Here is a 23,529-nt window from a genome sequence, read left to right as displayed (position 1 = left end):
AGCGTGTCACTGATCGCTTCCGACCAATTCCGCATCGTTGTCGGCCTCGGCAAGAGCGGCATGTCCCTGGTTCGCTTCCTGGCGAGCCGGGGCATTGCCTTTGCGGTCGCCGACACCCGCGAGCAACCGCCGGAACTGGACACCCTGCGCCGTGATTATCCGCAGGTGGAAGTGCGCTGTGGTGAACTGGACGTGGACTTCCTGTGCCGCGCCAACGAGCTGTACGTGAGCCCTGGCCTGGCCCTGGCCACCCCGGCCTTGCAGCAGGCGGCGGCGCGTGGCGTGAAGCTGTCCGGTGACATCGAGCTGTTCGCTCGCCATGCCAAGGCGCCGATCATCGCGATCAGCGGCTCCAACGCGAAAAGCACCGTGACCACCTTGGTCGGCGAGATGGCGGCCAAGGCCGGCAAGCGCGTGGCTGTCGGTGGCAACCTGGGCACGCCGGCGCTGGACCTGCTCAGCGATGACGTCGAGCTGTATGTCATGGAGCTGTCGAGCTTCCAGCTGGAAACCACCGACCAGCTCAATGCTGAAGTGGCCACCGTGCTGAACATCAGCGAAGACCATATGGACCGCTACAGCGGCCTGCCGGCGTATCACCTGGCCAAGCACCGGATCTTCCGTGGTGCCCAGCAAGTGGTCGTTAACCGTCAGGATGCCCTGAGCCGGCCACTGCCAGTCGAAGGCCGCCCGTGCTGGACCTTCGGCCTCAACCAGCCAGACTTCAAAGGCTTTGGCCTGCGTGAAGTCGATGGCGAAAAATACCTGGCCTTCGAGTTCCAGGCGTTGATGCCAGCGCGTGAGCTCAAGGTCCGCGGTGCCCACAATCAAAGCAATGCCCTGGCGGCCCTGGCCCTGGGCCATGCCGCGGGCCTGCCGTTCGAGCCGATGCTCGAGGCCCTGCGCGAATTCGGCGGCCTGGCCCATCGTTGCCAGTGGGTGCGTGAACGCAACGGCGTGAACTGGTATGACGATTCCAAGGCCACCAACGTGGGGGCCGCCCTGGCTGCCATCGAAGGACTGGGCGCCGACATCGAAGGGCAACTGGTGCTGATCGCCGGCGGCGACGGCAAGGGCGCCGACTTTGCTGCCCTGCGCCAGCCGGTCGCGCGTTTCTGCCGCGCCGTGGTGCTGCTCGGCCGCGATGCCGAGCGCCTGGCCGAAACCCTGGGCGATGCCGTGCCGCTGGTGCGGGTGAAGACGTTGGATGAGGCCGTGCAACGGTGCGCCGAGCTTGCCCAACCTGGCGATGCCGTGTTGCTGTCGCCCGCCTGCGCCAGCCTCGACATGTTCAAGAACTTCGAAGAGCGCGGGCGCCTGTTCGCCCAGGCGGCGGGGGGGCTGGCATGATCTTCAACATCCTCAAGCCGTACCCGTCGCCGCTGATCAGCGGCCGTGGCATCGACCTCGACTTCGCGTTCCTGGCCGGCTGCCTTGCGCTGCTTGGCCTGGGCCTGGTGATGATCACCTCGGCGTCCTCGGAAGTGGCAGCCGTACAATCCGGCAATCCGCTTTACCACATGTTCCGCCATCTGGTGTACGTGGCCATCGGCTTGGTCGCCTGCGGCGCTACCATGATGGTGCCGATCGCCACCTGGCAGCGCATGGGCTTCATGATGCTGGTGGGGGCCTTCGCCCTGCTGGTGATGGTACTGGTGCCCGGCATCGGCCGCGAAGTGAACGGCTCGATGCGCTGGATCGGCTTCAGCTTCTTCAACGTCCAGCCATCTGAGATCGCCAAGGTTTTCGTGGTCATCTACCTCGCCGGCTACCTGGTGCGCCGCCAGACCGAAGTGCGCGAAAGCTGGATGGGCTTCTTCAAACCGTTCATCGTGCTGCTGCCAATGGCCGGCCTGCTGCTGATGGAGCCGGACTTCGGTGCCACGGTAGTGATGATGGGGGCTGCGGCGGCCATGCTGTTCCTCGGCGGGGTGGGGTTGTTCCGCTTCAGCCTGATGGTGGTGCTGGCGGTGGTCGCGGTGTTCGTGCTGGTGCAGGCGCAGCCCTACCGGATGGCGCGTCTGATCACCTTTACCGACCCCTGGTCCGACCAGTTCGGCTCCGGCTACCAGCTGACCCAGGCGCTGATCGCCTTCGGCCGCGGCGAGTGGCTGGGCGTGGGCCTGGGCAACAGCGTGCAGAAGCAGTTCTACCTGCCAGAGGCGCATACCGACTTCGTGTTCTCGGTGCTCGCTGAAGAGCTGGGCGTGGTCGGTTCGCTGGTAACCATCGCGCTGTTCGTCTTCGTCACCGTGCGTGCCCTGTACATCGGCCTGTGGGCCGAAAAGGCCAAGCAGTTCTTCGCCGCCTACATGGCGTTCGGCCTGGCCTTCCTGTGGATCGGCCAGTTCCTGATCAACATCGGCGTGAACGTGGGCCTGCTGCCGACCAAGGGCCTGACGCTGCCATTCCTCAGCTACGGGGGCAGCTCGTTGGTGATCTGCTGCGCCTGCGTGGGCTTGTTGCTGCGCATCGAATGGGAAAGCCGCACGCACCTGGGCAGTGAGGAACACGAATTCAGCGAAAGCGATTTTGCCGAGGAGACCAGTCATGGCCGCTGACGGCAAAAATGTTCTGATCATGGCGGGCGGTACCGGTGGCCACGTGTTCCCGGCACTGGCCTGCGCCCGTGAATTCCAGAAGCGTGGCTACAACGTGCACTGGCTGGGTACGCCACGCGGGATCGAGAATGAGCTGGTACCACAGGCCGGCCTGCCATTGCACCTGATCCAGGTCAGCGGCCTGCGTGGCAAGGGCAAGCTGTCGTTGCTCAAGGCACCCTTCACCCTGGTCAAGGCGGTGCTGCAGGCGCGGCGCATCATTCGTCAGCTCAAGCCGGTTTGCGTCCTGGGCTTCGGTGGCTATGTCACCGGCCCGGGTGGCGTGGCTGCGCGGTTGTGCGGTGTGCCGCTGGTGATCCACGAACAGAACGCCCGCGCCGGTACCGCCAATCGCCTGTTGGTGCCGCTGTCGGCGCGGGTCTGCGAAGCGTTCCCAGGCACCTTCGATGCTAGCGACAAGCTGCGAACCACGGGCAATCCAGTGCGCCCGGAGCTGTTCATGGACGCGCAACGTGCGCCCCTGGCCGCGCGCCGCGCGCGCCTGTTGGTCATGGGGGGCAGCCTGGGTGCGGAACCATTGAACAAATTGTTGCCTAAGGCCCTGTCCGAAGTGCCTGCGAACCTGCGCCCAGAGGTGTTCCACCAGGCCGGCAAGCACCACGCGCCGATCACCGCCGAGCGTTACCAGGAGGCGGGAGTCGAGGCTCAGGTAGAGCCCTTTATCCAAGACATGGCCCATGCCTATGGCTGGGCCGACATGGTGGTGTGCAGGGCCGGTGCCCTGACTGTCAGCGAACTCGCCGCAGCGGGCTTGCCTTCGATGCTGGTGCCTTTGCCCCACGCCATCGACGACCACCAGACCCACAACGCCCAATATCTGGCAGGGGAAGGCGCCGCCTTCCTCATGCCACAAGCGACAACTGGCGCAGCGCAGCTCGCTGAACGCCTGAACGAGGTGCTGATGCAACCCGAGAAACTCAACAACATGGCTGGCACCGCACGGCGCCTGGCCAAGCCTGCAGCAACCAGCACCGTGGTCGATATCTGCCTGGAGGTGGCCCATGGTTGAAAGCCAGAAAGCCATGCCTCACCCGAAGATGGGCCGCATCAACCGCATCCACTTCGTCGGTATCGGCGGCGTGGGCATGTGCGGTATTGCCGAAGTGCTGCTGAACCTGGGTTACCAGGTGTCCGGCTCCGACCTCAAGGCGTCGCCGGTCACCGAGCGCCTGGAGTCGTTCGGCGCCGAGATCTTTGTCGGCCACCGTGCCGAGAACGCCGCCAATGCCGATGTGCTGGTGGTGTCCAGCGCGATCAACCCAGCCAACCCGGAAGTCGCCACCGCGCTCGAGCGGCGTATTCCAGTGGTGCCGCGTGCCGAGATGCTCGCCGAGTTGATGCGCTATCGCCACGGCGTAGCGGTGGCCGGTACCCACGGCAAGACCACCACCACCAGCCTGCTGGCCTCGGTATTCGCCGCCGGCGGGCTGGACCCGACCTTCGTCATCGGTGGCCGCCTGACCGCTGCCGGCACCAATGCCCAGCTGGGCACCAGCCGCTACCTGATCGCCGAAGCCGACGAGAGCGACGCCAGCTTCCTGCACCTGCAGCCGATGGTCGCCGTGGTCACCAATATCGACGCCGACCACATGGCCACCTACGAGGGTGACTTCAACAAACTGAAGAAAACCTTCGTCGAGTTCCTGCACAACCTGCCGTTCTACGGCCTGGCTGTCATGTGCCTGGACGACCCGGTGGTGCGCGAGATTCTGCCTCAGGTCAAACGCCCGACCGTGACCTATGGCTTCAGCGAAGAGGCCGACATCCGCGCCATCAACGTTCGCCAGCAGGGCATGCAGACCCACTTCACCGTGCTGCGCCGTGACTGCGAGCCGCTTGACGTGTCGGTGAACATGCCTGGCAACCACAACGTGCTCAACGCCCTGGCGACCATCGCCATCGCCACCGACGAAGGCATCAGCGACGAGGCCATTGTCCAGGGCCTTTCCGGCTTCCAAGGTGTCGGCCGACGCTTTCAGGTGTACGGCGAACTGCCGGTCGACGGTGGCAGCGTGATGCTGGTCGACGACTACGGTCACCACCCGACCGAAGTGGCCGCGGTGATCAAGGCCGTGCGTGGTGGCTGGCCTAGCCGGCGCCTGGTCATCGTCTACCAGCCGCACCGCTACAGCCGCACCCGTGACCTGTACGACGACTTCGTACAAGTGCTGGGCGATGCCAACGTGCTGCTGCTGATGGAGGTCTACCCGGCCGGCGAAGAGCCGATCCCTGGCGCCGACAGCCGCCAGCTGTGCCACAGCATCCGTCAGCGCGGCAAGCTGGACCCGATCTACATCGAACGTGGTGCCGAGCTGGCGCCGCTGGTCAAGCCGCTGCTGCGCGCCGGCGACATCCTGCTGTGCCAGGGTGCCGGTGACGTCGGTGGCCTGGCCCCGCAATTGATGAAAAGCCCGCTGTTCGCTGGCGCCAAGCAGGAGAAGTCGAAATGACCAGCGCCTACGAAAAGTTGCACTCGACCCTGGACGTCAAGGCCTTCGGCCGCGTCGCCGTGCTGTACGGCGGCAAGAGCGCCGAGCGTGAAGTCTCGCTCAAATCCGGCGCTGCGGTGATTGAGGCGCTGACCAGCGCCGGTGTCGACGTGGTCGCCATCGATGTCGGTGACGACCTGCTGGCGCGCCTGCAGAGCGAAAAGATCGACCGCGCCTTCATCATCCTCCATGGCCGTGGCGGTGAGGACGGCAGCATGCAAGGCCTGCTGGAGTGCCTGGGCATTCCTTACACCGGCAGCGGCATCCTCGCGTCGGCCCTGGCCATGGACAAACTGCGCACCAAGCAGGTGTGGCAGAGCCTGGGCATTCCGACCCCGCGCCACGCCGTGCTGGCCAGCGAAAGCGATTGTGTTGCAGCCAGTGGGGAACTGGGCTTCCCGCTTATCGTCAAACCTGCCCATGAAGGCTCTAGCATCGGCATGGCCAAGGTGAGCAGCGAGCAGGAACTGATCGCTGCCTGGAAGGACGCCGCCAACTACGATTCGCAAGTTCTGGTCGAGCAATGGATTCACGGCCCGGAGTTCACCATCGCGGTTCTGCGTGGCCAGGTGCTGCCGCCGATCGCCCTGGGCACCCCGCACGTGTTCTACGACTACGACGCCAAGTACATCGCCAATGACACCCAGTACCGCATCCCGTGCGGCCTGGACGCCGTCAAGGAACAGGAACTGATCGACCTGACCGCGCGCGCCTGCGATGCCATCGGCATCGAAGGTTGGGGCCGGCTGGACGTGATGCAGGACGAGCAAGGCCGGTTCTGGTTGCTCGAAGTCAACACCGCACCGGGCATGACTGATCATAGCCTGGTGCCCATGGCGGCCCGCGCGGCCGGCCTGGACTTCCAGCAACTGGTGCTGGCGATCCTGGCCGACAGCGTAGCGACGCGAGGTTAACCAGCCATGCAAGGCGCGATGATACGTCAGCAGCAACCCGTTACCGGCCGCAGCAAGCCGGTGCCGCGCGGTGCCAGCCGACTGGTGGCCGACGAGCCCGTATCGGCGCGCCTGCCGCGGCCGAGCCTGGGTGGCCTCAAGCGCCTGCTCTGGCCTGTATTGCTGGTGGCCGCAGGCTTTGGTGCCTACGAGGGCGCCATCCGCCTGATGCCGTATGCCGACCGGCCGATCACCAAGATCGACGTGCAAGGCGACCTCAGCTACATCAGCCAGCAGTCGGTGCAGCAGCGCATCGCGCCGTACGTGGCGGCGAGCTTCTTCAGTGTCGACCTTACGGCGATGCGTGCAGAGCTCGAGCAGATGCCCTGGATCGCCCACGCCGAAGTGCGCCGGGTGTGGCCGGACGAAGTGGTCATTCGCCTGGAAGAGCAGCTGCCGGTGGCGCGCTGGGGTGATGAAGCCTTGCTCAACAACCAGGGGCAAGCCTTTACCCCGCGCGAGCTGGCCAACTACGAGCACCTGCCGCAGCTGGCCGGGCCGCAGCGTGCTCAGCAGCAAGTCATGCAGCAGTATCAGGTACTGAGCCAGATGCTGCGCCCCATGGGCTTTTCCATCGCTCGCCTGGAGCTGCGCGAGCGCGGCAGCTGGTTCCTGACCACCGGTGCTGGCAGCGCCGGCCCGGGCATCGAGCTGCTGTTGGGGCGCGACCATCTGGTCGAGAAGATGCGCCGTTTCATTGCCATTTACGACAAGACACTCAAAGAGCAGATCACCAACATCGCCCGCATTGATCTGCGTTATTCCAACGGACTTGCCGTTGGTTGGCGGGAACCGAACGCACCGACGACGGCCCAACCCGCCGTTGCGAAGAATTAGAGAGAGGCAGGACCATGGCAAACGCGCATAGCGGCAAAATGATCGTCGGGCTGGACATTGGCACCTCCAAGGTGGTGGCGCTGGTCGGTGAAGTGGGCGAAGACGGCACCCTGGAGATCGTCGGGATCGGCACCCATCCGTCTCGCGGCCTGAAGAAGGGCGTGGTGGTGAACATCGAGTCGACCGTGCAGTCGATCCAGCGCGCGGTGGAAGAAGCGCAGCTGATGGCGGGCTGCCGCATCCACTCGGCGTTCGTCGGCGTGGCCGGCAACCACATCCGCAGCCTGAACTCCCACGGCATCGTCGCCATCCGCGACCGCGAAGTCAGCGTTGCCGACCTTGAGCGCGTGCTCGACGCCGCCCAGGCTGTCGCCATTCCGGCTGACCAGCGCGTGCTGCACACCCTGCCGCAGGACTACGTGATCGACAACCAGGAAGGCGTGCGCGAGCCGCTGGGCATGTCCGGCGTGCGCCTGGAAGCCAAGGTCCACGTGGTCACCTGCGCGGTCAACGCGGCGCAGAACATCGAGAAGTGCGTACGCCGCTGCGGCCTGGAAATCGACGACATCATCCTTGAGCAGCTGGCCTCGGCCTACTCGGTGCTGACCGACGACGAAAAAGAACTCGGCGTGTGCCTGGTGGACATCGGCGGCGGTACCACCGATATCGCCATCTTCACCGAAGGCGCGATCCGTCACACCGCGGTCATTCCGATTGCCGGCGACCAGGTGACCAACGACATCGCCATGGCCCTGCGTACGCCGACCCAGTACGCCGAGGAAATCAAGATCCGCTACGCCTGCGCCCTGGCCAAGTTGGCCGGCGCCGGCGAGACCATCAAGGTGCCGAGCGTGGGTGATCGCCCACCGCGCGAGCTGTCGCGTCAGGCCCTGGCCGAGGTGGTGGAGCCGCGTTACGACGAGCTCTTCACCCTGATCCAGGCCGAGCTGCGCCGCAGCGGCTACGAGGACCTGGTGCCCGCCGGCATCGTGCTGACCGGAGGTACCGCGAAGATGGAAGGCGCCGTGGAGCTGGCCGAGGAAATCTTCCACATGCCGGTACGCCTGGGCGTACCGCACAGCGTTCGGGGGCTGAGCGACGTGGTGCGCAACCCGATCTATTCCACCGGCGTGGGCCTGCTCACCTACGGGCTGCTGAAGCAGTCCGAGGACTTGATCCTGACCGGTAACAGCAACAGCAGCAACAACAGCTATGGCGATGAACCGAAGGCCCCAGTGCTTGAGCGCTTCAAGAAGTGGGTCCAGGGCAACTTCTAAGTTTCAAAGCAGTAGTGGTAGGCGCGACAACTAGAGAACTGTAAGGAGAGGGAAAATGTTCGAGCTCGTAGACAACGTCCCGCAAAGCCCGGTCATCAAGGTGATCGGCGTCGGCGGTGGCGGCGGCAACGCCGTCAACCACATGGTGAAGAGCAGCATCGAAGGCGTCGAGTTCATCTGCGCCAACACCGATGCTCAGGCGCTCAAAAGCATTGGCGCACGCACCATCCTGCAACTGGGTACCGGTGTGACCAAGGGTCTGGGTGCCGGTGCCAACCCGGAAGTCGGCCGTCAGGCCGCGCTGGAAGACCGTGAGCGCATCGCCGAGGTGCTGCAGGGCACCAACATGGTGTTCATCACCACGGGCATGGGCGGCGGTACCGGTACCGGTGCGGCGCCGATCATCGCCGAAGTGGCGAAGGAAATGGGCATTCTCACCGTTGCCGTGGTGACCCGTCCGTTCCCGTTCGAAGGCCGCAAACGTATGCAGATCGCCGATGAAGGCATCCGCATGCTGGCCGAGAGCGTCGACTCGCTGATCACCATCCCCAACGAGAAGCTGCTGACCATCCTGGGCAAGGATGCCAGCCTGCTGTCCGCTTTTGCCAAGGCTGACGATGTACTGGCCGGTGCCGTTCGCGGTATCTCCGACATCATCAAGCGCCCGGGCATGATCAACGTCGACTTTGCCGACGTGCGCACCGTGATGGGCGAGATGGGCATGGCGATGATGGGTACCGGTTGCGCCAGCGGCCCGAACCGTGCTCGCGAAGCCACCGAGGCGGCAATCCGCAACCCGCTGCTCGAAGACGTCAACCTGCAGGGCGCCCGCGGCATCCTGGTGAACATCACCGCAGGCCCTGACCTGTCGCTGGGTGAGTACTCCGACGTCGGCAGCATCATCGAAGCCTTTGCCTCCGACCACGCGATGGTCAAGGTCGGCACCGTGATCGACCCTGACATGCGCGACGAACTGCACGTGACGGTGGTCGCTACTGGCCTGGGCGCGCGCATCGAGAAGCCGGTTAAGGTGGTCGACAACACCCTGCAGACCGCTCAGCAGGCGTACGAGGCCTCCAACCCGGCCCCGGTTCGCCAGGAGCAGCCTGCGGTCAACTACCGCGACCTGGAGCGCCCGACCGTAATGCGCAACCAGGCCCATGCAGGTGCCGCCGCGGCAGCTAAACTCAACCCTCAGGATGATCTGGATTACCTGGATATCCCAGCCTTCCTGCGTCGTCAGGCTGATTAATGGAATTTATCAGGGGTATAAGGGTGGTTGGTGTTCAGCAAAGGCCGGGTCTGTTATCATCCCCAGCCTTTGTTGATACCTGTTCGCAATTTGCGATGAAGCGGCCAATGCCATGATTAGACAACGCACCCTGAAGAATACCATCCGTGCCACAGGCGTCGGCCTGCACTCCGGGGAGAAGGTCTACCTGACCCTCAAGCCTGCGCCTGTCGATACCGGCATCGTCTTCCGTCGCGCCGACCTCGACCCTGTGGTCGAGATCCCGGCACGTGCGGCCAACGTCGGTGAGACAACCATGTCCACCACGCTGGTCAACGGCGACGTCAAGGTCGATACCGTCGAGCACCTGCTCTCCGCCATGGCGGGTCTGGGCATCGATAACGCCTACGTCGAGCTCTCCGCCTCGGAAGTTCCGATCATGGATGGCAGCGCCGGTCCCTTCGTATTCCTGATTCAGTCTGCCGGCCTGGAAGAACAGGACGCAGCCAAGAAGTTCATCCGCATCCTGCGTGAAGTGACAGTGGAAGAGGGCGACAAGCGCGCCACTTTCCTGCCTTTCGAAGGTTTCAAGGTGAGCTTCGAGATCGACTTCGATCACCCGGTCCTCAAGGGCCAAACCCAGAGTGCAGTCGTCGACTTCTCGAGCACCTCGTTCGTGAAAGAAGTCAGCCGCGCCCGCACCTTTGGCTTCATGCGTGACATCGAATACCTGCGCAAGCACAACCTTGCGCTGGGCGGCAGTGTCGAGAACGCCATTGTCGTCGATGAAACCGGTGTACTGAACGAAGACGGCCTTCGCTCCGAAGACGAATTCGTCAAGCACAAGATTCTCGACGCCATCGGCGACCTCTACCTGCTCGGCAACAGCCTGATCGGCGAGTTCAAGGGCTACAAGTCCGGGCACGCGCTGAACAACCAGCTGCTGCGCAAGCTCATTGCCGAAACCGATGCCTGGGAAGTGGTCACCTTCGAAGATGCCAGCACGGCACCGATCTCGTACATGCGCCCTGTTGCGGCCGTGTAAGTTCGAACACTCTCTAGTTCATTGAGGCCACCTTCGGGTGGCCTTTTTTATGGCCGCTGGTTCAGCTTTTGCTCTTGGCGTGGCTGGCCAGGCGTTCCAGCGCCTCGCGCAGCTTGGGGTCGCTGATGCCTTCGGCGGTATCACGAAGGCTCTCGGCGGCATTGGGAGACAGTTCGCTGGTATTGCTGCCGCGCTTGGCCGGAACCAGCGGGGGCTGCACCTTGCACAGGATACGCTGCAGGTTGCCGAACGCTTCCAGAGCCTGCAGCTGGCGCATCAGGCGCTTCTGCTGGTAGCGCAGGCGCGTGGCCCAGTGCCCGTCGGTAACCACCAGCAACAAGGTGCCGTCGCGCCACGAGGCCACATGGCAATGCTCACGCGCAGCCGGTTGCAGCTGGCTTTCCAGCAGGCGTTGCAGATGCTCCAGGCGCTCGGCCTGGTTCAGCAGCAGGCGCAGCGGGCGGACCTGGCGCAGCAGCGCGGATGGCTGCTGGGCGGGGGAGGGTTTGAAGGCCATGGGGGTACGCATGAGGTTACAAGATCGACAGTCTAACAGATGCCGGGTATCTCCTTGCCCGTAGCAGTGTATTCGCCGGATACGAGTCGTTCTCGATACGTTTCATCATGCTCTGGGTTGAACTCAGGGAAAATGCCCTTATCTTAGAAACGCCCCCGCCAAAGCGCTGTGCCAGCATCGTGGAAATCCACCACTTTCCTCACCATCGTTTCCGGGTAGAATGCTCGTTCGCATGCGGCCTCAGGGCTGCACGGGCGACTCATGGGGCCGCCCTCCATCCCTACGTGTGGAAGATCCTGCCGATATGTTTGCGCCTTTGTTAAAGAAACTTTTTGGAAGCAAGAATGAGCGTGAAGTCAAACGCATGCTCAAGACGGTGAGTATCGTCAATGCCTTCGAAGAGAAAATGGTCGCCCTCTCCGATGAGCAACTGCGGGGCAAGACCGCAGAGTTCAAGGAGCGCCTGGCCAAAGGCGAGACACTGGACCAACTGCTGCCCGAAGCCTTCGCCGTGGCCCGCGAGGCCGGCAAGCGCGTGATGGGCATGCGCCACTTCGACGTGCAGCTGATCGGCGGCATGACCCTGCACGAGGGTATGATCGCAGAAATGCGTACCGGTGAAGGCAAGACCTTGGTCGGTACCCTGGCCGTGTACCTCAATGCCTTGTCCGGCAAAGGTGTGCACGTGGTCACCGTCAACGACTACCTGGCCCGCCGTGACGCCAACTGGATGCGCCCGTTGTACGAGTTCCTCGGCCTGTCCGTCGGCATCGTCTCGGCTTTCCAGCCACCCGAGGAGAAGCGCGCCGCGTACGCGTCCGACATCACCTACGGCACCAACAACGAATTCGGTTTCGACTACCTGCGCGACAACATGGCGTTCAGCCAGGAAGAGAAGTTCCAGCGTGAACTCAACTTCTCGGTGATCGACGAAGTCGACTCGATCCTGATCGACGAAGCGCGTACGCCGCTGATCATTTCGGGCCAGGCCGAGGACAGCTCCAAGCTGTACATCGAGATCAACCGCCTGATCCCGCGCCTGACCCAGCACATCGAAGAAGTCGAAGGCCAGGTCACCCAGGAAGGCCACTTCTCCATCGACGAGAAGAGCCGCCAGGTCGAGCTCAACGAAGCCGGTCACCAGTTCATCGAAGAGATGCTCACCCAGGCTGGCCTGCTGGCCGAAGGCGAGAGCCTCTACTCGGCGCATAACCTGGGCCTGCTGACCCACGTCTACGCCGGCCTGCGCGCGCACAAGCTGTTCCACCGCAACGTCGAGTACATCGTCCAGGACGGCCAGGTCCTGCTGATCGACGAGCACACCGGCCGTACCATGCCCGGCCGTCGCCTGTCCGAAGGCCTGCACCAGGCCATCGAAGCGAAAGAAAACCTGAACATCCAGGCCGAGAGCCAGACCCTGGCTTCGACCACCTTCCAGAACTACTTCCGTCTCTACACCAAGCTGTCCGGCATGACCGGTACCGCCGACACCGAGGCGTTCGAGTTCCAGTCGATCTACGGCCTCAACGTGATGGTCATCCCGCCGAACAAGCCGTTGGCGCGTAAGGATTTCAACGACCTGGTGTACCTGACCGCCGACGAGAAATACGCCGCGATCATCGCTGACATCAAGGAAAGCATGGTGCTCGGCCGCCCGGTGCTGGTGGGTACCGCGACCATCGAAACCTCCGAGCACATGTCCAACCTGCTGCAGAAGGAAGGCATCGAGCACAAGGTACTGAACGCCAAGTACCACGAGAAGGAAGCCGAGATCATCGCCCAGGCCGGTGCCCCGGGCGCGCTGACCATCGCCACCAACATGGCCGGCCGTGGTACCGACATCCTGTTGGGCGGCAACTGGGAAGCCGAAGTGGCAGCCCTGGAAAGCCCGAGCGCCGAGCAGATCGCCCAGATCAAGGCCGACTGGCAGAAGCGTCACCAGCAGGTGATCGAGTCGGGTGGCCTGCACGTGATCGCCTCCGAGCGCCACGAATCGCGCCGTATCGACAACCAGCTGCGTGGCCGCTCCGGCCGTCAGGGCGACCCAGGCTCCAGCCGCTTCTACCTGTCGCTGGAAGACAGCCTGATGCGCATCTTCGCCTCCGACCGCGTGAAGAACTTCATGAAGGCCCTGGGCATGCAGTCCGGTGAGGCCATCGAGCACCGCATGGTCACCAACGCCATCGAAAAGGCCCAGCGCAAGGTCGAAGGCCGCAACTTCGATATTCGTAAGCAACTGCTCGAATACGATGACGTGGCCAACGAACAGCGCAAGGTGATCTACCACATGCGCAACAGCCTGCTGGCTGCCGAGAACATCGGTGACACCATCGCCGAGTTCCGCCAGGAAGTGCTCGATGCCACCATCAGCCAGCACATCCCGCCGCAATCGCTGCCCGAGCAGTGGGACGTGGCCGGCCTGGAAGCTTCGCTGTCCAGCGACTTCGCCATGAAGCTGCCGATCCAGCAGTGGCTCGACGAGGACGATCACCTCTACGAGGAGACGCTGCGCGCCAAGCTGATCAAGGAAATCACCGACGCCTACAACGAGAAGGAAGACCAGGCCGGCATCGACGCCCTGCGCACCTTCGAGAAGCAGATCCTGCTGCGCGTACTGGACGACCTGTGGAAAGACCACCTGTCGACCATGGACCACCTGCGCCACGGCATTCACCTGCGCGGTTACGCGCAGAAGAACCCGAAGCAGGAGTACAAGCGCGAATCCTTCAGCCTGTTCCAGGAGCTGCTCGAGTCGATCAAGCGCGACACCATCCGAGTGCTGTCGCACGTTCAGGTACGCCGCGAAGACCCGGTCGAAGAGGAAGCCCGCCTGCGTCGCGAAGCCGAAGAGCTGGCCAGCCGCATGCAGTTCCAGCATGCCCCGGCGCCAGGCCTCGAGAGCGAGCAGTTGAGCGAAGAGGGCGCCGAAGTGGCCGTGGCCGCTGCCCCGGTGCGCAATGACCAGAAGCTGGGCCGCAACGAGCCGTGCTGGTGTGGTTCGGGCAAGAAATTCAAGCATTGCCATGGTCAGATCGAGTGATCTGACCTGATTGTTGTATCGTGACAACCCTGGGGGCCGCATTGCGGCCCCCTTTTTCCATATTCACCGTTTTTCTAGGAGCGCTCTAATGGCTGTTGGTCTTGGTCCTTTGCCCACCCTGCACCCGGTTCCGGGTTTTGAACTCGGCATTGCTTCTGCCGGCATCAAGCGCCCAGGGCGCAAGGATGTAGTGGTCATGCGCTGCGCCGAAGGCTCCAGCGTGGCTGGCGTGTTCACCCTCAATGCGTTCTGCGCAGCGCCAGTGATCCTGTCCAAGCAGCGCGTTCAGGGCACCGTACGCTACCTGCTGACCAACACCGGCAATGCCAACGCCGGTACCGGCGCACCAGGCCTGGCCGCTGCCGAGCGCACCTGCGCCAAGCTGGCCGAACTGACGGGTGTGCCTGCCGAAGCCGTACTGCCGTTCTCCACCGGCGTGATCGGTGAGCCGCTGCCGGTCGAGAAGATCGAAGGCGCCCTGCAGGCCGCCCTCGACAACCTCTCGGAAAACCACTGGGCCGAAGCCGCCACCGGCATCATGACCACCGACACCCTGCCCAAGGGTGCCAGCCGCCAGTTCCAGCACGAAGGCGTGACGGTCACCGTGACCGGCATCAGCAAAGGCGCCGGCATGATCCGCCCGAACATGGCTACCATGCTCGGCTATATCGCCACCGACGCCAAGGTCGCCCCAGCGGTGCTCAAGGACCTGATGCTCGACGGCGCCAACAAGTCGTTCAACCGCATCACCATCGATGGCGACACTTCGACCAACGACTGCTGCATGCTGATCGCCACCGGCAAGGCCAACCTGCCGGAAGTCACCGAGGCCAGCGGCGCGCTGTTCGAAGCGCTGAAGAAAGCCGTGTTCGAAGTGTGCATGGAAGTGGCCCAGGCCATCGTCCGTGACGGCGAAGGCGCCACCAAGTTCGTTACCGTGCAGGTCAACGGCGGTGGTAACCATCAGGAGTGCCTGGACGTCGGTTACGCCGTTGCCCACTCGCCGCTGATCAAGACCGCGCTGTTCGCCTCCGACCCGAACTGGGGGCGTATCCTGGCCGCTGTGGGCCGTGCCGGCGTGCCGGAGCTGGATGTCAGCCTGATCGACGTGTACCTCGACAACGTCTGCATCGCCAGCCAGGGCGGCCGCAGCCCGAGCTACACCGAGGCACAAGGCTCGGCAGTCATGGCCCAGGAAGAAATCACCATTCGTATCGAGCTGGGTCGCGGGCAGTGCAGCGAAACCATCTGGACTACCGACCTGTCCCACGAGTACGTGAAGATCAACGCCGAATACCGTACCTGATGCAATTGCGGCCGCTTTGCGGCCCGTCGAGACACTAGGCCGCTCCTGCACTGGTCAGCGCTTTTTTGCAGGCGCGGCCTTGTGTCGCGAAAGGGCTGCGCAGCAGCCCCAGAATTCCAAACAATGGAGCCGACCCATGAGCTATCACCTGATCATCGGCGACAAGCTGTATTCTTCCTGGTCGCTACGCGGCGCCCTGGCCCTTGAACTGGCCGGTGTACCCTACGAAGAAACCCTGATCAAACTTGACCAGCCCGACACCCGTCAGCGGCTTCTGGCATTTTCCGCCACCGGCAAGGTGCCGCTGCTCAAAACCGAGCACGGTGTGATCGCCGACTCTTTGGCCATCGCCGAATACCTCAACGAACGCCACCCCGAGGCCCAGCTGTGGCCTGCTGACGTGGCCGCCCGTGCCCAGGCCCGTTCGGCTTGCGCACAGATGCACAGTGGCTTCTTCGCCCTGCGTAATGCGATGCCGTTCGACCTGTCACGTGACCAAGCGCTGGAGAACGTCCCGCTGGACGTGCAGGTGGACATCGACCGTATCGTTGCGCTGTGGTCCGAGTGCCGCCTGGTGGCCAAGGACAGCGGGCCGTTCCTGTTCGGTAAACCGAGCCTGGCCGACGCCTTCTTCGCCCCGATTGCCGTGCGCCTGCGCACCTACCGCGTGGAGGTGCCAGCCGAGGCTGCAACTTACATCGAGACCATTTACCAGTGGCCAGCCTTCAAGGCCTGGCAGCAAGCTGGCCTGGCGGAGCGTGAAGGGTGAAGCGGATTCATGTAGCAGCAGCGGTCATTCGTGGTAACGACGGCCGCATTCTCATTGCCCGGCGCGCCGACAGCCAGCACCAGGGCGGCCTGTGGGAATTCCCAGGCGGCAAGGTGGAAGCGGGCGAGAGCGTCGAAGCGGCGCTGGCCCGTGAGCTTCGCGAGGAGCTGGGTATCGAAGTGACCCGTTCGCGGGCGCTGATCAAGGTCAGCCACGACTACCCGGACAAGCAGGTGTTGCTGGACGTCCGCGAAGTCGAGGCCTTCACGGGAGAACCGCATGGCGCCGAAGGCCAGCCGCTGGCCTGGGTCTCGCCACGGGACCTTGCGCAATACGAATTCCCCGAGGCCAACAAGCCGATCGTCGCCGCTGCTCGCCTCCCCGACCAATACCTGATCACCCCGGATGGCCTGGAAGTACCCGACATGCTCAAAGGCATCCAGCGGGCAGTCGCCAACGGCATCCGGCTGATCCAGCTGCGTGCGCCGGACATGTACGACCCCAAGTACCGCGATGTGGCCGTGGATGCGGTAGGGCTTTGCGGGGGCAAGGCACAGCTGATGCTCAAGGGGCCGCTGGAGTGGCTGGGCGACTTCCCGTCCGCCGGTTGGCACCTGACCGCAGCGCAGTTGCGCAAGTACGCCGCCAAGGGCCGGCCGTTCCCGAAAGAGCGTTGGCTGGCAGCGTCCTGTCACAATGCCGAGGAATTGGCACTGGCCGAGCAGATGGGCGTGGACTTCGTCACCCTGTCGCCGGTGCAGGCGACCCAGACGCACCCTGAGGCTGCGCCGCTGGGGTGGGATGAGGCGCAGCGGTTGATCGCAGGCTTCAGCCATCCGGTGTTCTTGCTGGGTGGGGTAGGGCCGAGCGAGCGTGAGCGGGCCTGGGAAGCTGGTGCGCAAGGCGTTGCCGGGATTCGGGCATTTTGGCCTGAGGCCTGAGGTTGTTATCCGGCCTGACAGCTACCTGATGGGTGGTTGTCAGGCTTTTTTTTGCTCTCAAATCGGTGGCGGTGGGCTCTTGACGTTGAACAGTCGGCAAGTCGCCCACCAGCTGAGCGCCAAGAACAAGTTGTAAGGGAACAGCACCAGCCAGAAGGGAAGCATCCAGTTTTTCTTACCCTGCATCTCACCCGGCTCGCCGGTTCGCCAGGGCGCGTAGTGGTTCCATGCCTGCTTGGGTGTTAGGCAGACCGTGTACAGGGGGATGAACCACCAGTTCGGCTCTTTAGGTGGGGGGAGTTTGTCGGGGCCGTGGTCCATGAACTGGCAGATGTATTCCCAGACTTCTTGTGCGTAGATTGGGTTGCATTCGGCGGGTTCGTTGGTGGGGATCCATATTGCATTCTTGGGTTCAATCCTTCCGTTTTCGGGGCGCTCGGCTACTGCTAGCCCGTACTCGATGATGAATGAGTTGCCGGTAAATTCAGTTTTTTGTAGAAATCCGCCTACACATTTTTTCCAGTCGAATATCAGTGTGTGTTTGTTTCGCTTGTAGATAATGGTTTTAGAGTGGCGGTCGAAATAAAAATGTGAAAGTTTTTTGATCAAAAAAATTCGATACCATAGGAAGGGTGTGGCAAAAAAAGCGCCGGCTATTAATACTGCTGCAAATGGTAAGTCAAAGGTCTCGGGCTGCCAGATGTCAGAGTCATGCCATAAGCACGCTTGGAATATCACTAGAAATACAGTGCTCGCTGCATACATTTTTCCCATTAAGATGGAGTCCGGTGTCCAGGGGTTTCTTAAACACAGGTAGTTGCAGTTAATTTCTATAAGTTGGTCGCCGATGCTTGGCGAAATGGAAGGTCTATTGTGACTTTGGAATAACCATGTGATGCTCATTCGTGTGGGCTCACTGAAAGCGTGGCGGTGGATTTTAAATCCTCAGCAATTCCTTGGTTTGGGAAGTGGTCGATAGACAAGTTTATAGAGCTTCCCGGTGGCAGCGCAGTGCTGAAGTTGATTAGCAGGCCTTCGGCTGTTAGGGCGAGAGTTGGTATGACCTTTAACCAAGTAGTCGTTTTTGAAAGCGGATGTCTATGGCTAAGACTAGCCGTCCAAGTGCTCTGTCCGAGCAAGTAACCTCGGAGAAATACTGTGATCTCACCCCGAGTAGCTGAGTGTTCAACACCCGTCTGAACTATTGTGCCCCAGTCAGGATGGGGCCAGTCGAACTCTGTAAATATTTTGCTGTTGAAATTATCAATGCCGAGTGCTTGGGCTTGTTCGTGAGTAAGTCTGAGAGGGGTGTAGTAGGTTGCGTACCAACTCTGCAGTTCGTCAATGAAAGTGAGAAATCTGGGCAGTTTTTTCATGTGGTCAAGCTGGATGCCTAGGCGTTCTTCGCCGTCGTTTTGCAAGTTTCCAAATGTGCTTCGAGCGGCCCAGAGCTCCAGCGGGCTATGCAGGCGCTCATGTATCTTCCCTTGTAAATACAAGCCGGCTGTGAGGATTGAGACGCCCAGTAGAGCTATCGTAACTGCTTTCAATGCGGCGAGAGAGATCAAGGCTATTGCGCCGGTAAATAAAAAGCTGGCTTCAAGAACGACTGCAGAGCCGATCGCAATTGTTATGCCGGAAATTGCGCCACCCATTCCAGCGGTTCTGTCACCGTTTTTGGACTGCCGTAAAGCTTTCAGAAGGTCTGAGGCAAGCCCGGATATAATGGCTGGATACCCAAAAATTCGGGTAAAAGCTTTACTGGTCACGAACGTAATCAGCCCATTGCCAAACGCCATGCCTGGCGCCGAACTGCTGAGTTTTACTATCACTGATTTCTGAGCAGCTCGGGTCGTTACAAGTGTCGCTGTCAGCGACCCAATGACACCAAAGATCGCAGATGCAAACCCCGTCGTATATTCCGGTGCCGAACTTTTCTGTACGTTCGCGTAAGCAGCCTTCAAATTGACTATGTTCAGCCAGAGCATGCCGGCATTCAGTCCTGCGCCTGCGACCGAGCGAAGTATCGCCTTCGCTTTGGGTTTCACGGTCTGCGTGGTGGTCATTTCCAGCGTCACTGTGCGGCTACCACTGATGCGCAATGCCTTTGATTCTTCGATCTGCGCCATACCGGCATCGATAAATTCAGTCACTGCCTTGCTAGCACCGCTTTCCCGTATGGCTTGGCCGGTAATCTTGTAGCGCGTGCTCAACAGGCCAACCGCCTTCTCGGCGTTGGCCTCCTGTACCGCCGCCAATACCCGCTGCTGAAACGAGTGGCTGGCATCCCAGCGGGTCTGCCCGTTCAACCGCTTGAGTACGACCGTGTACACCGCCTGTGCCGTGAGATCGGTAATGTCGGCTATTGCCGGGAAGCGCCCGGCGAGGACTTCGATGGTGCTGTCGGTGGCACCTATTAGTGTGCCGGCTGCATCAGCCCTGTCCCGGAATGGGTTGAACGGGGCGAGCGCCAGGTACAAAGGGCTGTCATGTTGATCGAGCCACTTCTCCAGGCGCTTGAACCGCAGGTCTCGATCTTCGGCGCTGGGGACGGGTTGGCTCATGCTGCCGAGCATCAGCGCCAGGCTCATTTCCAGCCCGATGGCACTCGAGTAGTTGTCACGATCGTAGCTGGCGAACGCGGCCGCGAGTGTTTTGGGGTCGTCCACATGCTCACCTTCGGCAGTGGCCAGCCAAAGGTCATGGTCCGCGCTGGCGCTCAACGCCTGCGTCTGCAAGTCGGCCAATATTTGCTGCTGTGCGTCGCGTTCGGCGATGAAAGCCTCGTAACGTGCGCTGTCACACATCCAGCCGATAGCAGGTAGGCACCGGCTCCTGGCCTGACGGACCAGCAAAGACATGACGACTCGGGTCGGGCGCTGAGGGATCACGTAGTGCATGCTGAAAGGCACTGGCCGATAGCCCTAGATCCATCGAGATGCCTTCGGCGTCATGCAACGCTACAACTGCGGGTATCCTCGGCTGGGTGTGGGGATAGTGACGTGCCATACCGGCCAGCATGCCGAAGCTCAGCATGTGCGGGCATGGATGGCTGCTCCACTCCAGGCTCATCCGCAGGGTGTCAGGTTTGAAGTCCTCGACCCAATCACGCAGTGCGCTGACGGGTAGCACGTGGTCCTGGCTGGAGTTGGAGGGGGCACCGGCAATCAGTTCCGGGATGTCGAGTGCACGCAGGTGGCGCTTGCGTAATACAGCCGACGCCATGATGCGTGCGCACATCGCGTTGCTCCACAAGTGGGCGCTGTAGCCGATCCAGACTTCGCCTGCGGTATCAGGATAGGTATCCGCCCAGACCCAGCCCGTGGACGGGCCGGTGGTGTAGCTATCCCGTCGGTGATAGTCCTCAAGGCCGCGGTATCGCAGTTCTCTGTAGCGGCCCGCACCGTTGTATTCATGAATGACCAGCTTTTCGCCGCAGGGGCCCTTCATGAAGACATAGACATAGCCTGCGCGCAGGGCGCGCAGGGTGTAGGCGCTGTGCTGCAGTGCGGCGAAGCCCTGCTCCAAGGCAAAGCCGGCATCTGCGTAACGAATGTGGGGGGCTCCCGGCGCCTTGGGCACTATGGCGTAGCGAATCGGCAGAATAGGGATGCGAGCGCTACAGGCAGGCCTGGAGACAGCTCGGGAAACAGAGGCGCTGTCAGGCATGCGACACCCCTCGATGAATGCCCTGGCGGGTGAGAGAGGGGATTGGCGGGAAGATGAAGGATTGTCGCATGGGGAAGCTCCTTGTCCCGTTACAACCTTCTTTCCAGGCTGTAACTCTGATAGAGACAAGAAGCTTAATGTTGATGCGGCGATCGATCTTGCTAGGATATTCCTAAAAAAGCGTAAGAAGTTTCGCTATCTGTTTTAGTTTTCAGGCTTCGTGCTGGCCTGCCACAACACCTCGGCCACCCCCTGTCGCCGCCCGATAATCCGCGCCGCCACAAACAGCAGGTCCGACAGCCGATTGATATACGCCAACCCCACCCCCTCCAACGGTTCCACCGCATTCAGCTGCTGGCACCTGCGCTCTGCGCTGCGCGCCAGGCTGCGGCACACATGCGCCTGGGCGATCAGCGCCGAGCCACTGGGCAGGATGAAGTTCTTCAGTGGCCCCAGCTCCTCATTCCACACATCGATGGCAGCCTCCAGGCGTGCTACTTCGGCCTGGTTCAACGCCTGATAGCTCGGCATCGCCAGCTCGCCGCCCAGGTCGAACAAGCGATGCTGGCAAGGCGCGAGCACCTCACTCACCTCATCCAGTCCCTGCTCGGCCAGGCCAGCCAGCAGTAGCCCAAGCTGGCTGTTGAGGCTATCCACCTCGCCAATCGCTTCGATCCGGGGATGGTCCTTGGGCACTCGGCGCCCGTCACCCAGGCCGGTCTCGCCCTTGTCGCCGGTGCGGGTGTAGATTTTCGACAGGCGATAGCCCATGTCAGGTCTCCGTGTGAGTCGGCGCCGTGGTTGCCGGCTGGCCGAGGGGCAGGCGCAGGGTGAAGCAGGTGCCCTGGCCGGGCGTGGACTGCACTTCCATCTGCCCCTTGTGGTTGTTGGTGATGATGAAGTACGAAACCGACAGCCCAAGGCCGGTGCCCTGGCCGATTTCCTTGGTGGTGAAGAACGGCTCGAAGGTGCGCTTGCGCACGGCTTCGGGCATGCCGACGCCATTGTCTTCGACCTGGATTTCCGCCCATGGCGGGCTGAGCCGGGTGCGCAGGGTGATGCGCCCAGGCTCGCTGGGTTGCGGCCGCTGGTGGATGGCCTGAGCAGCGTTTTTAAGCAGGTTCAGCAGCACTTGCTCCAGCTCGTTGGCGGTGCAAGGCACCGGGCCGAGGTTGGGGTCGAACTGGCGGACGATGGCCTGGCCCTTGAAGTCGAAACCGATGGCCAGGTCGAAGTCGTTGCCGGCGATTTCCACGGCCTGGTCGATCAGTGCCGGCAGGTCGCAGGGCGCCAGCTGGCGGTTGCTGCGGCGGCTGAAGCTGAGCATGTGGGTGACGATCTTGGCTGCCCGGGCGCCAGCCTGCTGAATGCCATCGAGCAGTTGCGGCACTTCGCGGCTTTCCAGGTAGCGGTTGACCACGGGCAGGTCGATGCCCAGCTCGTGGGCCTGCTCCTGGTTGCGCGGTAGCTCGGGCGACAGGCGCCGGCGGATGTTCTGCACGTTGTGCAGGATCGCCCCCAGAGGGTTGTTGATTTCGTGGGCCATGCCCGCCGCCAGGCCACCGACCGAAAGCATCTTCTCCGACTGCACCATCATCTCTTCCAGCGACAGGCGCTGGGTGATGTCGTCGATGCGGATGACCACGCCACGGCCGCCACCGCCCATCAGCGGATAGAAGGTCAGGGCGTAGTGGCGCTGGTCGTCGTCCTTGGGCCAGGTGACCCGTTCGATTTTCGCCACGCGGTGTTTTTCCACCGTCTCCTTGAGCTGCGGCAGGAACGGCTTGAGTGGCTCGAAGGCGATGAAGATCGGCTGGTTCAGCGCTTCGTCCAGCGGCGTGCCGGAGAGCACCGTGGCTTCGTGGTTCCACTGGGTCACGTAAAGCTGCTCGTCGAGGGCAATCAGCGCCGAGGGCATGGAGTCGATGATGCTGTTGAGGTAGTTCTGAAAGCCGGTGAGCTTTTTCTCGATCTTGCTGCGCACCTGGACTTCCAGCTCCAGCTTGCGGTTGGTATGCCGGGTTTCTTCGGCCAGGCCTTGGGCCTGGTCGTAGGCATCCTGGAACTCGTCGCGGGTGCGTTTGAGCTGCTGTTCGCGCGCCTCGATGCGCGAGAGCATGGTGTTGAAGGCGTTGGCCAGGCTGCCGATTTCATCGTCGTTGCCGCGTTTGGCGCGCAGGGCATAGCTTTCTTCGCGAGTGACTTGGCGGCTGAGTTCTTCGAGCTGGTTGATCGGCTGGGTGATCAGGCGCTTGATCTGCCGGGCGATCACCAGCCACAGCAGGATGCTGAACACCAGGATCGCCAGGCTGGCACTGAGCGTGCCGGTGTAGAACGCGGTGGGCAGTTCGCTGCTGGCCACCAGCAGCAGGTGCGCCGGCGGGCTGGCATCGCGGGGGATGCGGATCAGCTGGGTGCTGCGAAACTCCATCAGGCGCCAGCCGTCGATGTTGCGGTAGCGCTTGGGCAGGGCCAGCGGCTCGCCATGCTGCAACTGCGCCAGCAGGCGGCCATCGCCACCGTAGACCGCGGCGGCGCGTAGCGGGGTGTAGCTGTCGAGTTCCTTGAGCAGCGCTCTGGCGGTGTCCTGATTATCACCGGCACGGGCCGCCAGTTGCGGGTTGGCGACCAGCCGGCCGATGGTCTGCAACGCCTGCGGTGCCATGCTTTCCTGGGTGATCCAGTAGGCGGCGCTGATGAACGTCAAGTTGGCCACCAGCAGGATGGTCACCAGCAGGACCAGCAGGGCTGCCAGGAGCTTTTGCCCGACCGGGAGGTTTTCCAGGCGTTGGCGCAGGGTCATGGGCAAGGCTATGTCCGTATTCGGTTGAGGG

19 protein-coding genes are annotated in these 23,529 nt (G+C 62.4%); 13 read left to right on the top strand and 6 right to left on the bottom strand.

The genetic code is table 11. The annotated features are described in order from the left end of the window. The first annotated feature begins 3 nt into the window (after positions 1–3). The 9 genes from murD (at position 4) to lpxC (ending at position 10,453) form a co-directional block, all read left to right on the top strand. A complete protein-coding gene (gene murD, locus ACIPIJ_RS21655) occupies positions 4–1,350 on the top strand; it encodes a UDP-N-acetylmuramoyl-L-alanine--D-glutamate ligase (RefSeq protein ID WP_401080361.1) in 1,347 nt (448 codons plus the stop codon). Then, positions 1,347–2,561 (top strand): putative lipid II flippase FtsW, encoded by a 1,215-nt coding sequence (gene ftsW / locus ACIPIJ_RS21650; RefSeq protein ID WP_401080359.1) that lies wholly within the window; start codon positions 1,347–1,349, stop codon positions 2,559–2,561. The genes murD and ftsW overlap by 4 nt, the downstream gene beginning before the upstream one ends. After that, positions 2,551–3,630 carry an undecaprenyldiphospho-muramoylpentapeptide beta-N-acetylglucosaminyltransferase gene (gene murG / locus ACIPIJ_RS21645; RefSeq protein WP_401080357.1) on the top strand — a complete coding sequence of 360 codons (1,080 nt, stop codon included), beginning with the start codon at positions 2,551–2,553 and terminating at the stop codon, positions 3,628–3,630. The genes ftsW and murG overlap by 11 nt, the downstream gene beginning before the upstream one ends. Further along, positions 3,623–5,071 (top strand): UDP-N-acetylmuramate--L-alanine ligase, encoded by a 1,449-nt coding sequence (gene murC / locus ACIPIJ_RS21640; protein WP_401080355.1) that lies wholly within the window; start codon positions 3,623–3,625, stop codon positions 5,069–5,071. Before murG ends, murC begins: the two co-directional genes overlap by 8 nt. After that, positions 5,068–6,024, top strand: a complete 957-nt coding sequence (locus ACIPIJ_RS21635) for a D-alanine--D-alanine ligase (protein ID WP_401080353.1) — start codon at positions 5,068–5,070, stop codon at positions 6,022–6,024. Before murC ends, ACIPIJ_RS21635 begins: the two co-directional genes overlap by 4 nt. A 6-nt stretch (positions 6,025–6,030) precedes the next feature. Then, positions 6,031–6,900 (top strand): cell division protein FtsQ/DivIB, encoded by an 870-nt coding sequence (locus tag ACIPIJ_RS21630; protein ID WP_401080351.1) that lies wholly within the window; start codon positions 6,031–6,033, stop codon positions 6,898–6,900. Between the two features lie 14 nt (positions 6,901–6,914). After that, the gene (gene ftsA, locus ACIPIJ_RS21625) at positions 6,915–8,177 is read left to right on the top strand and encodes a cell division protein FtsA (RefSeq protein WP_346615700.1); all 1,263 of its coding nucleotides are present in this window, start codon (positions 6,915–6,917) and stop codon (positions 8,175–8,177) included. Between the two features lie 55 nt (positions 8,178–8,232). After that, on the top strand, positions 8,233–9,429 hold the full coding sequence (gene ftsZ, locus ACIPIJ_RS21620; RefSeq protein ID WP_016488958.1) for a cell division protein FtsZ: 1,197 nt from the start codon (positions 8,233–8,235) through the stop codon (positions 9,427–9,429). A gap of 112 nt (positions 9,430–9,541) precedes the next feature. Further along, entirely contained in the window at positions 9,542–10,453 is a 912-nt protein-coding gene (lpxC, locus tag ACIPIJ_RS21615) for a UDP-3-O-acyl-N-acetylglucosamine deacetylase (protein WP_012312873.1), read from the top strand. 61 nt (positions 10,454–10,514) lie between these two features. On the opposite strand, the gene ACIPIJ_RS21610 is transcribed toward lpxC, so the two are convergent. Beyond that, positions 10,515–10,970 (bottom strand): DUF721 domain-containing protein, encoded by a 456-nt coding sequence (locus ACIPIJ_RS21610; RefSeq protein ID WP_401080348.1) that lies wholly within the window; start codon positions 10,968–10,970, stop codon positions 10,515–10,517. A 304-nt stretch (positions 10,971–11,274) separates the two neighbouring features. Between ACIPIJ_RS21610 and secA the strand changes: the two genes are divergently transcribed. From secA to ACIPIJ_RS21590, 4 genes are all read left to right on the top strand, one after another. Then, positions 11,275–14,010 (top strand): preprotein translocase subunit SecA, encoded by a 2,736-nt coding sequence (gene secA, locus ACIPIJ_RS21605; protein WP_401080346.1) that lies wholly within the window; start codon positions 11,275–11,277, stop codon positions 14,008–14,010. A gap of 88 nt (positions 14,011–14,098) precedes the next feature. After that, positions 14,099–15,316 (top strand): bifunctional glutamate N-acetyltransferase/amino-acid acetyltransferase ArgJ, encoded by a 1,218-nt coding sequence (gene argJ, locus ACIPIJ_RS21600; protein ID WP_401080344.1) that lies wholly within the window; start codon positions 14,099–14,101, stop codon positions 15,314–15,316. A 136-nt stretch (positions 15,317–15,452) separates the two neighbouring features. Then, the gene (locus ACIPIJ_RS21595) at positions 15,453–16,085 is read left to right on the top strand and encodes a glutathione S-transferase family protein (protein ID WP_401080342.1); all 633 of its coding nucleotides are present in this window, start codon (positions 15,453–15,455) and stop codon (positions 16,083–16,085) included. Beyond that, positions 16,082–17,026, top strand: coding sequence for a Nudix family hydrolase (locus ACIPIJ_RS21590; protein ID WP_401080340.1), 945 nt, complete (start codon positions 16,082–16,084; stop codon positions 17,024–17,026). Before ACIPIJ_RS21595 ends, ACIPIJ_RS21590 begins: the two co-directional genes overlap by 4 nt. Before the next feature lie 57 nt (positions 17,027–17,083). Here ACIPIJ_RS21590 and ACIPIJ_RS21585 read toward each other — a convergent pair whose 3' ends face one another. The 5 genes from ACIPIJ_RS21585 to ACIPIJ_RS21565 all read right to left on the bottom strand — a co-directional run bounded on the left by ACIPIJ_RS21585 (position 17,084) and on the right by ACIPIJ_RS21565 (position 23,498). Then, complete coding sequence (locus ACIPIJ_RS21585; protein ID WP_401080339.1) at positions 17,084–17,929, bottom strand: hypothetical protein; 846 nt, start codon at positions 17,927–17,929, stop codon at positions 17,084–17,086. Continuing rightward, positions 17,926–19,887 (bottom strand): hypothetical protein, encoded by a 1,962-nt coding sequence (locus ACIPIJ_RS21580; RefSeq protein ID WP_401080337.1) that lies wholly within the window; start codon positions 19,885–19,887, stop codon positions 17,926–17,928. The genes ACIPIJ_RS21585 and ACIPIJ_RS21580 overlap by 4 nt, the downstream gene beginning before the upstream one ends. After that, positions 19,826–20,695, bottom strand: a complete 870-nt coding sequence (locus ACIPIJ_RS21575; RefSeq protein WP_401080335.1) for a T6SS effector BTH_I2691 family protein — start codon at positions 20,693–20,695, stop codon at positions 19,826–19,828. Before ACIPIJ_RS21575 ends, ACIPIJ_RS21580 begins: the two co-directional genes overlap by 62 nt. A 204-nt stretch (positions 20,696–20,899) precedes the next feature. Further along, positions 20,900–21,466: a cob(I)yrinic acid a,c-diamide adenosyltransferase gene (locus tag ACIPIJ_RS21570; RefSeq protein WP_401080333.1), complete on the bottom strand. Its 567-nt coding sequence runs from the start codon at positions 21,464–21,466 to the stop codon at positions 20,900–20,902. Position 21,467: 1 nt separating this feature from the next. After that, a complete protein-coding gene (locus ACIPIJ_RS21565) occupies positions 21,468–23,498 on the bottom strand; it encodes an ATP-binding protein (RefSeq protein ID WP_401080331.1) in 2,031 nt (676 codons plus the stop codon). Positions 23,499–23,529: the final 31 nt, after the last annotated feature.

The sequence above is a fragment of the Pseudomonas sp. NPDC087185 genome (assembly GCF_044744955.1).
Classification (GTDB): domain Bacteria; phylum Pseudomonadota; class Gammaproteobacteria; order Pseudomonadales; family Pseudomonadaceae; genus Aquipseudomonas.
Note: the sequence above shows the minus strand (reverse complement) of the source record. Positions and strands in the feature narration are given on the sequence as shown.

Excerpts from the sequence above, each read along its gene's own strand:
- ACIPIJ_RS21630 (WP_401080351.1), top strand. The coding sequence starts at position 6,031 with ATGCAAGGCGCGATGATACGTCAGCAGCAACCCGTTACCGGCCGCAGC.
- murG (WP_401080357.1), top strand. The coding sequence starts at position 2,551 with ATGGCCGCTGACGGCAAAAATGTTCTGATCATGGCGGGCGGTACCGGT.
- ACIPIJ_RS21635 (WP_401080353.1), top strand. The coding sequence starts at position 5,068 with ATGACCAGCGCCTACGAAAAGTTGCACTCGACCCTGGACGTCAAGGCC.
- ACIPIJ_RS21585 (WP_401080339.1), bottom strand. The coding sequence starts at position 17,929 with ATGAGCATCACATGGTTATTCCAAAGTCACAATAGACCTTCCATTTCG.
- ACIPIJ_RS21565 (WP_401080331.1), bottom strand. The coding sequence starts at position 23,498 with ATGACCCTGCGCCAACGCCTGGAAAACCTCCCGGTCGGGCAAAAGCTC.
- argJ (WP_401080344.1), top strand. The coding sequence starts at position 14,099 with ATGGCTGTTGGTCTTGGTCCTTTGCCCACCCTGCACCCGGTTCCGGGT.
- ACIPIJ_RS21595 (WP_401080342.1), top strand. The coding sequence starts at position 15,453 with ATGAGCTATCACCTGATCATCGGCGACAAGCTGTATTCTTCCTGGTCG.
- murC (WP_401080355.1), top strand. The coding sequence starts at position 3,623 with ATGGTTGAAAGCCAGAAAGCCATGCCTCACCCGAAGATGGGCCGCATC.
- ftsZ (WP_016488958.1), top strand. The coding sequence starts at position 8,233 with ATGTTCGAGCTCGTAGACAACGTCCCGCAAAGCCCGGTCATCAAGGTG.
- ACIPIJ_RS21575 (WP_401080335.1), bottom strand. The coding sequence starts at position 20,695 with ATGCCTGACAGCGCCTCTGTTTCCCGAGCTGTCTCCAGGCCTGCCTGT.
- ACIPIJ_RS21580 (WP_401080337.1), bottom strand. The coding sequence starts at position 19,887 with ATGTCTTTGCTGGTCCGTCAGGCCAGGAGCCGGTGCCTACCTGCTATC.
- ftsA (WP_346615700.1), top strand. The coding sequence starts at position 6,915 with ATGGCAAACGCGCATAGCGGCAAAATGATCGTCGGGCTGGACATTGGC.
- ftsW (WP_401080359.1), top strand. The coding sequence starts at position 1,347 with ATGATCTTCAACATCCTCAAGCCGTACCCGTCGCCGCTGATCAGCGGC.
- ACIPIJ_RS21570 (WP_401080333.1), bottom strand. The coding sequence starts at position 21,466 with ATGGGCTATCGCCTGTCGAAAATCTACACCCGCACCGGCGACAAGGGC.
- secA (WP_401080346.1), top strand. The coding sequence starts at position 11,275 with ATGTTTGCGCCTTTGTTAAAGAAACTTTTTGGAAGCAAGAATGAGCGT.
- ACIPIJ_RS21610 (WP_401080348.1), bottom strand. The coding sequence starts at position 10,970 with ATGGCCTTCAAACCCTCCCCCGCCCAGCAGCCATCCGCGCTGCTGCGC.
- lpxC (WP_012312873.1), top strand. The coding sequence starts at position 9,542 with ATGATTAGACAACGCACCCTGAAGAATACCATCCGTGCCACAGGCGTC.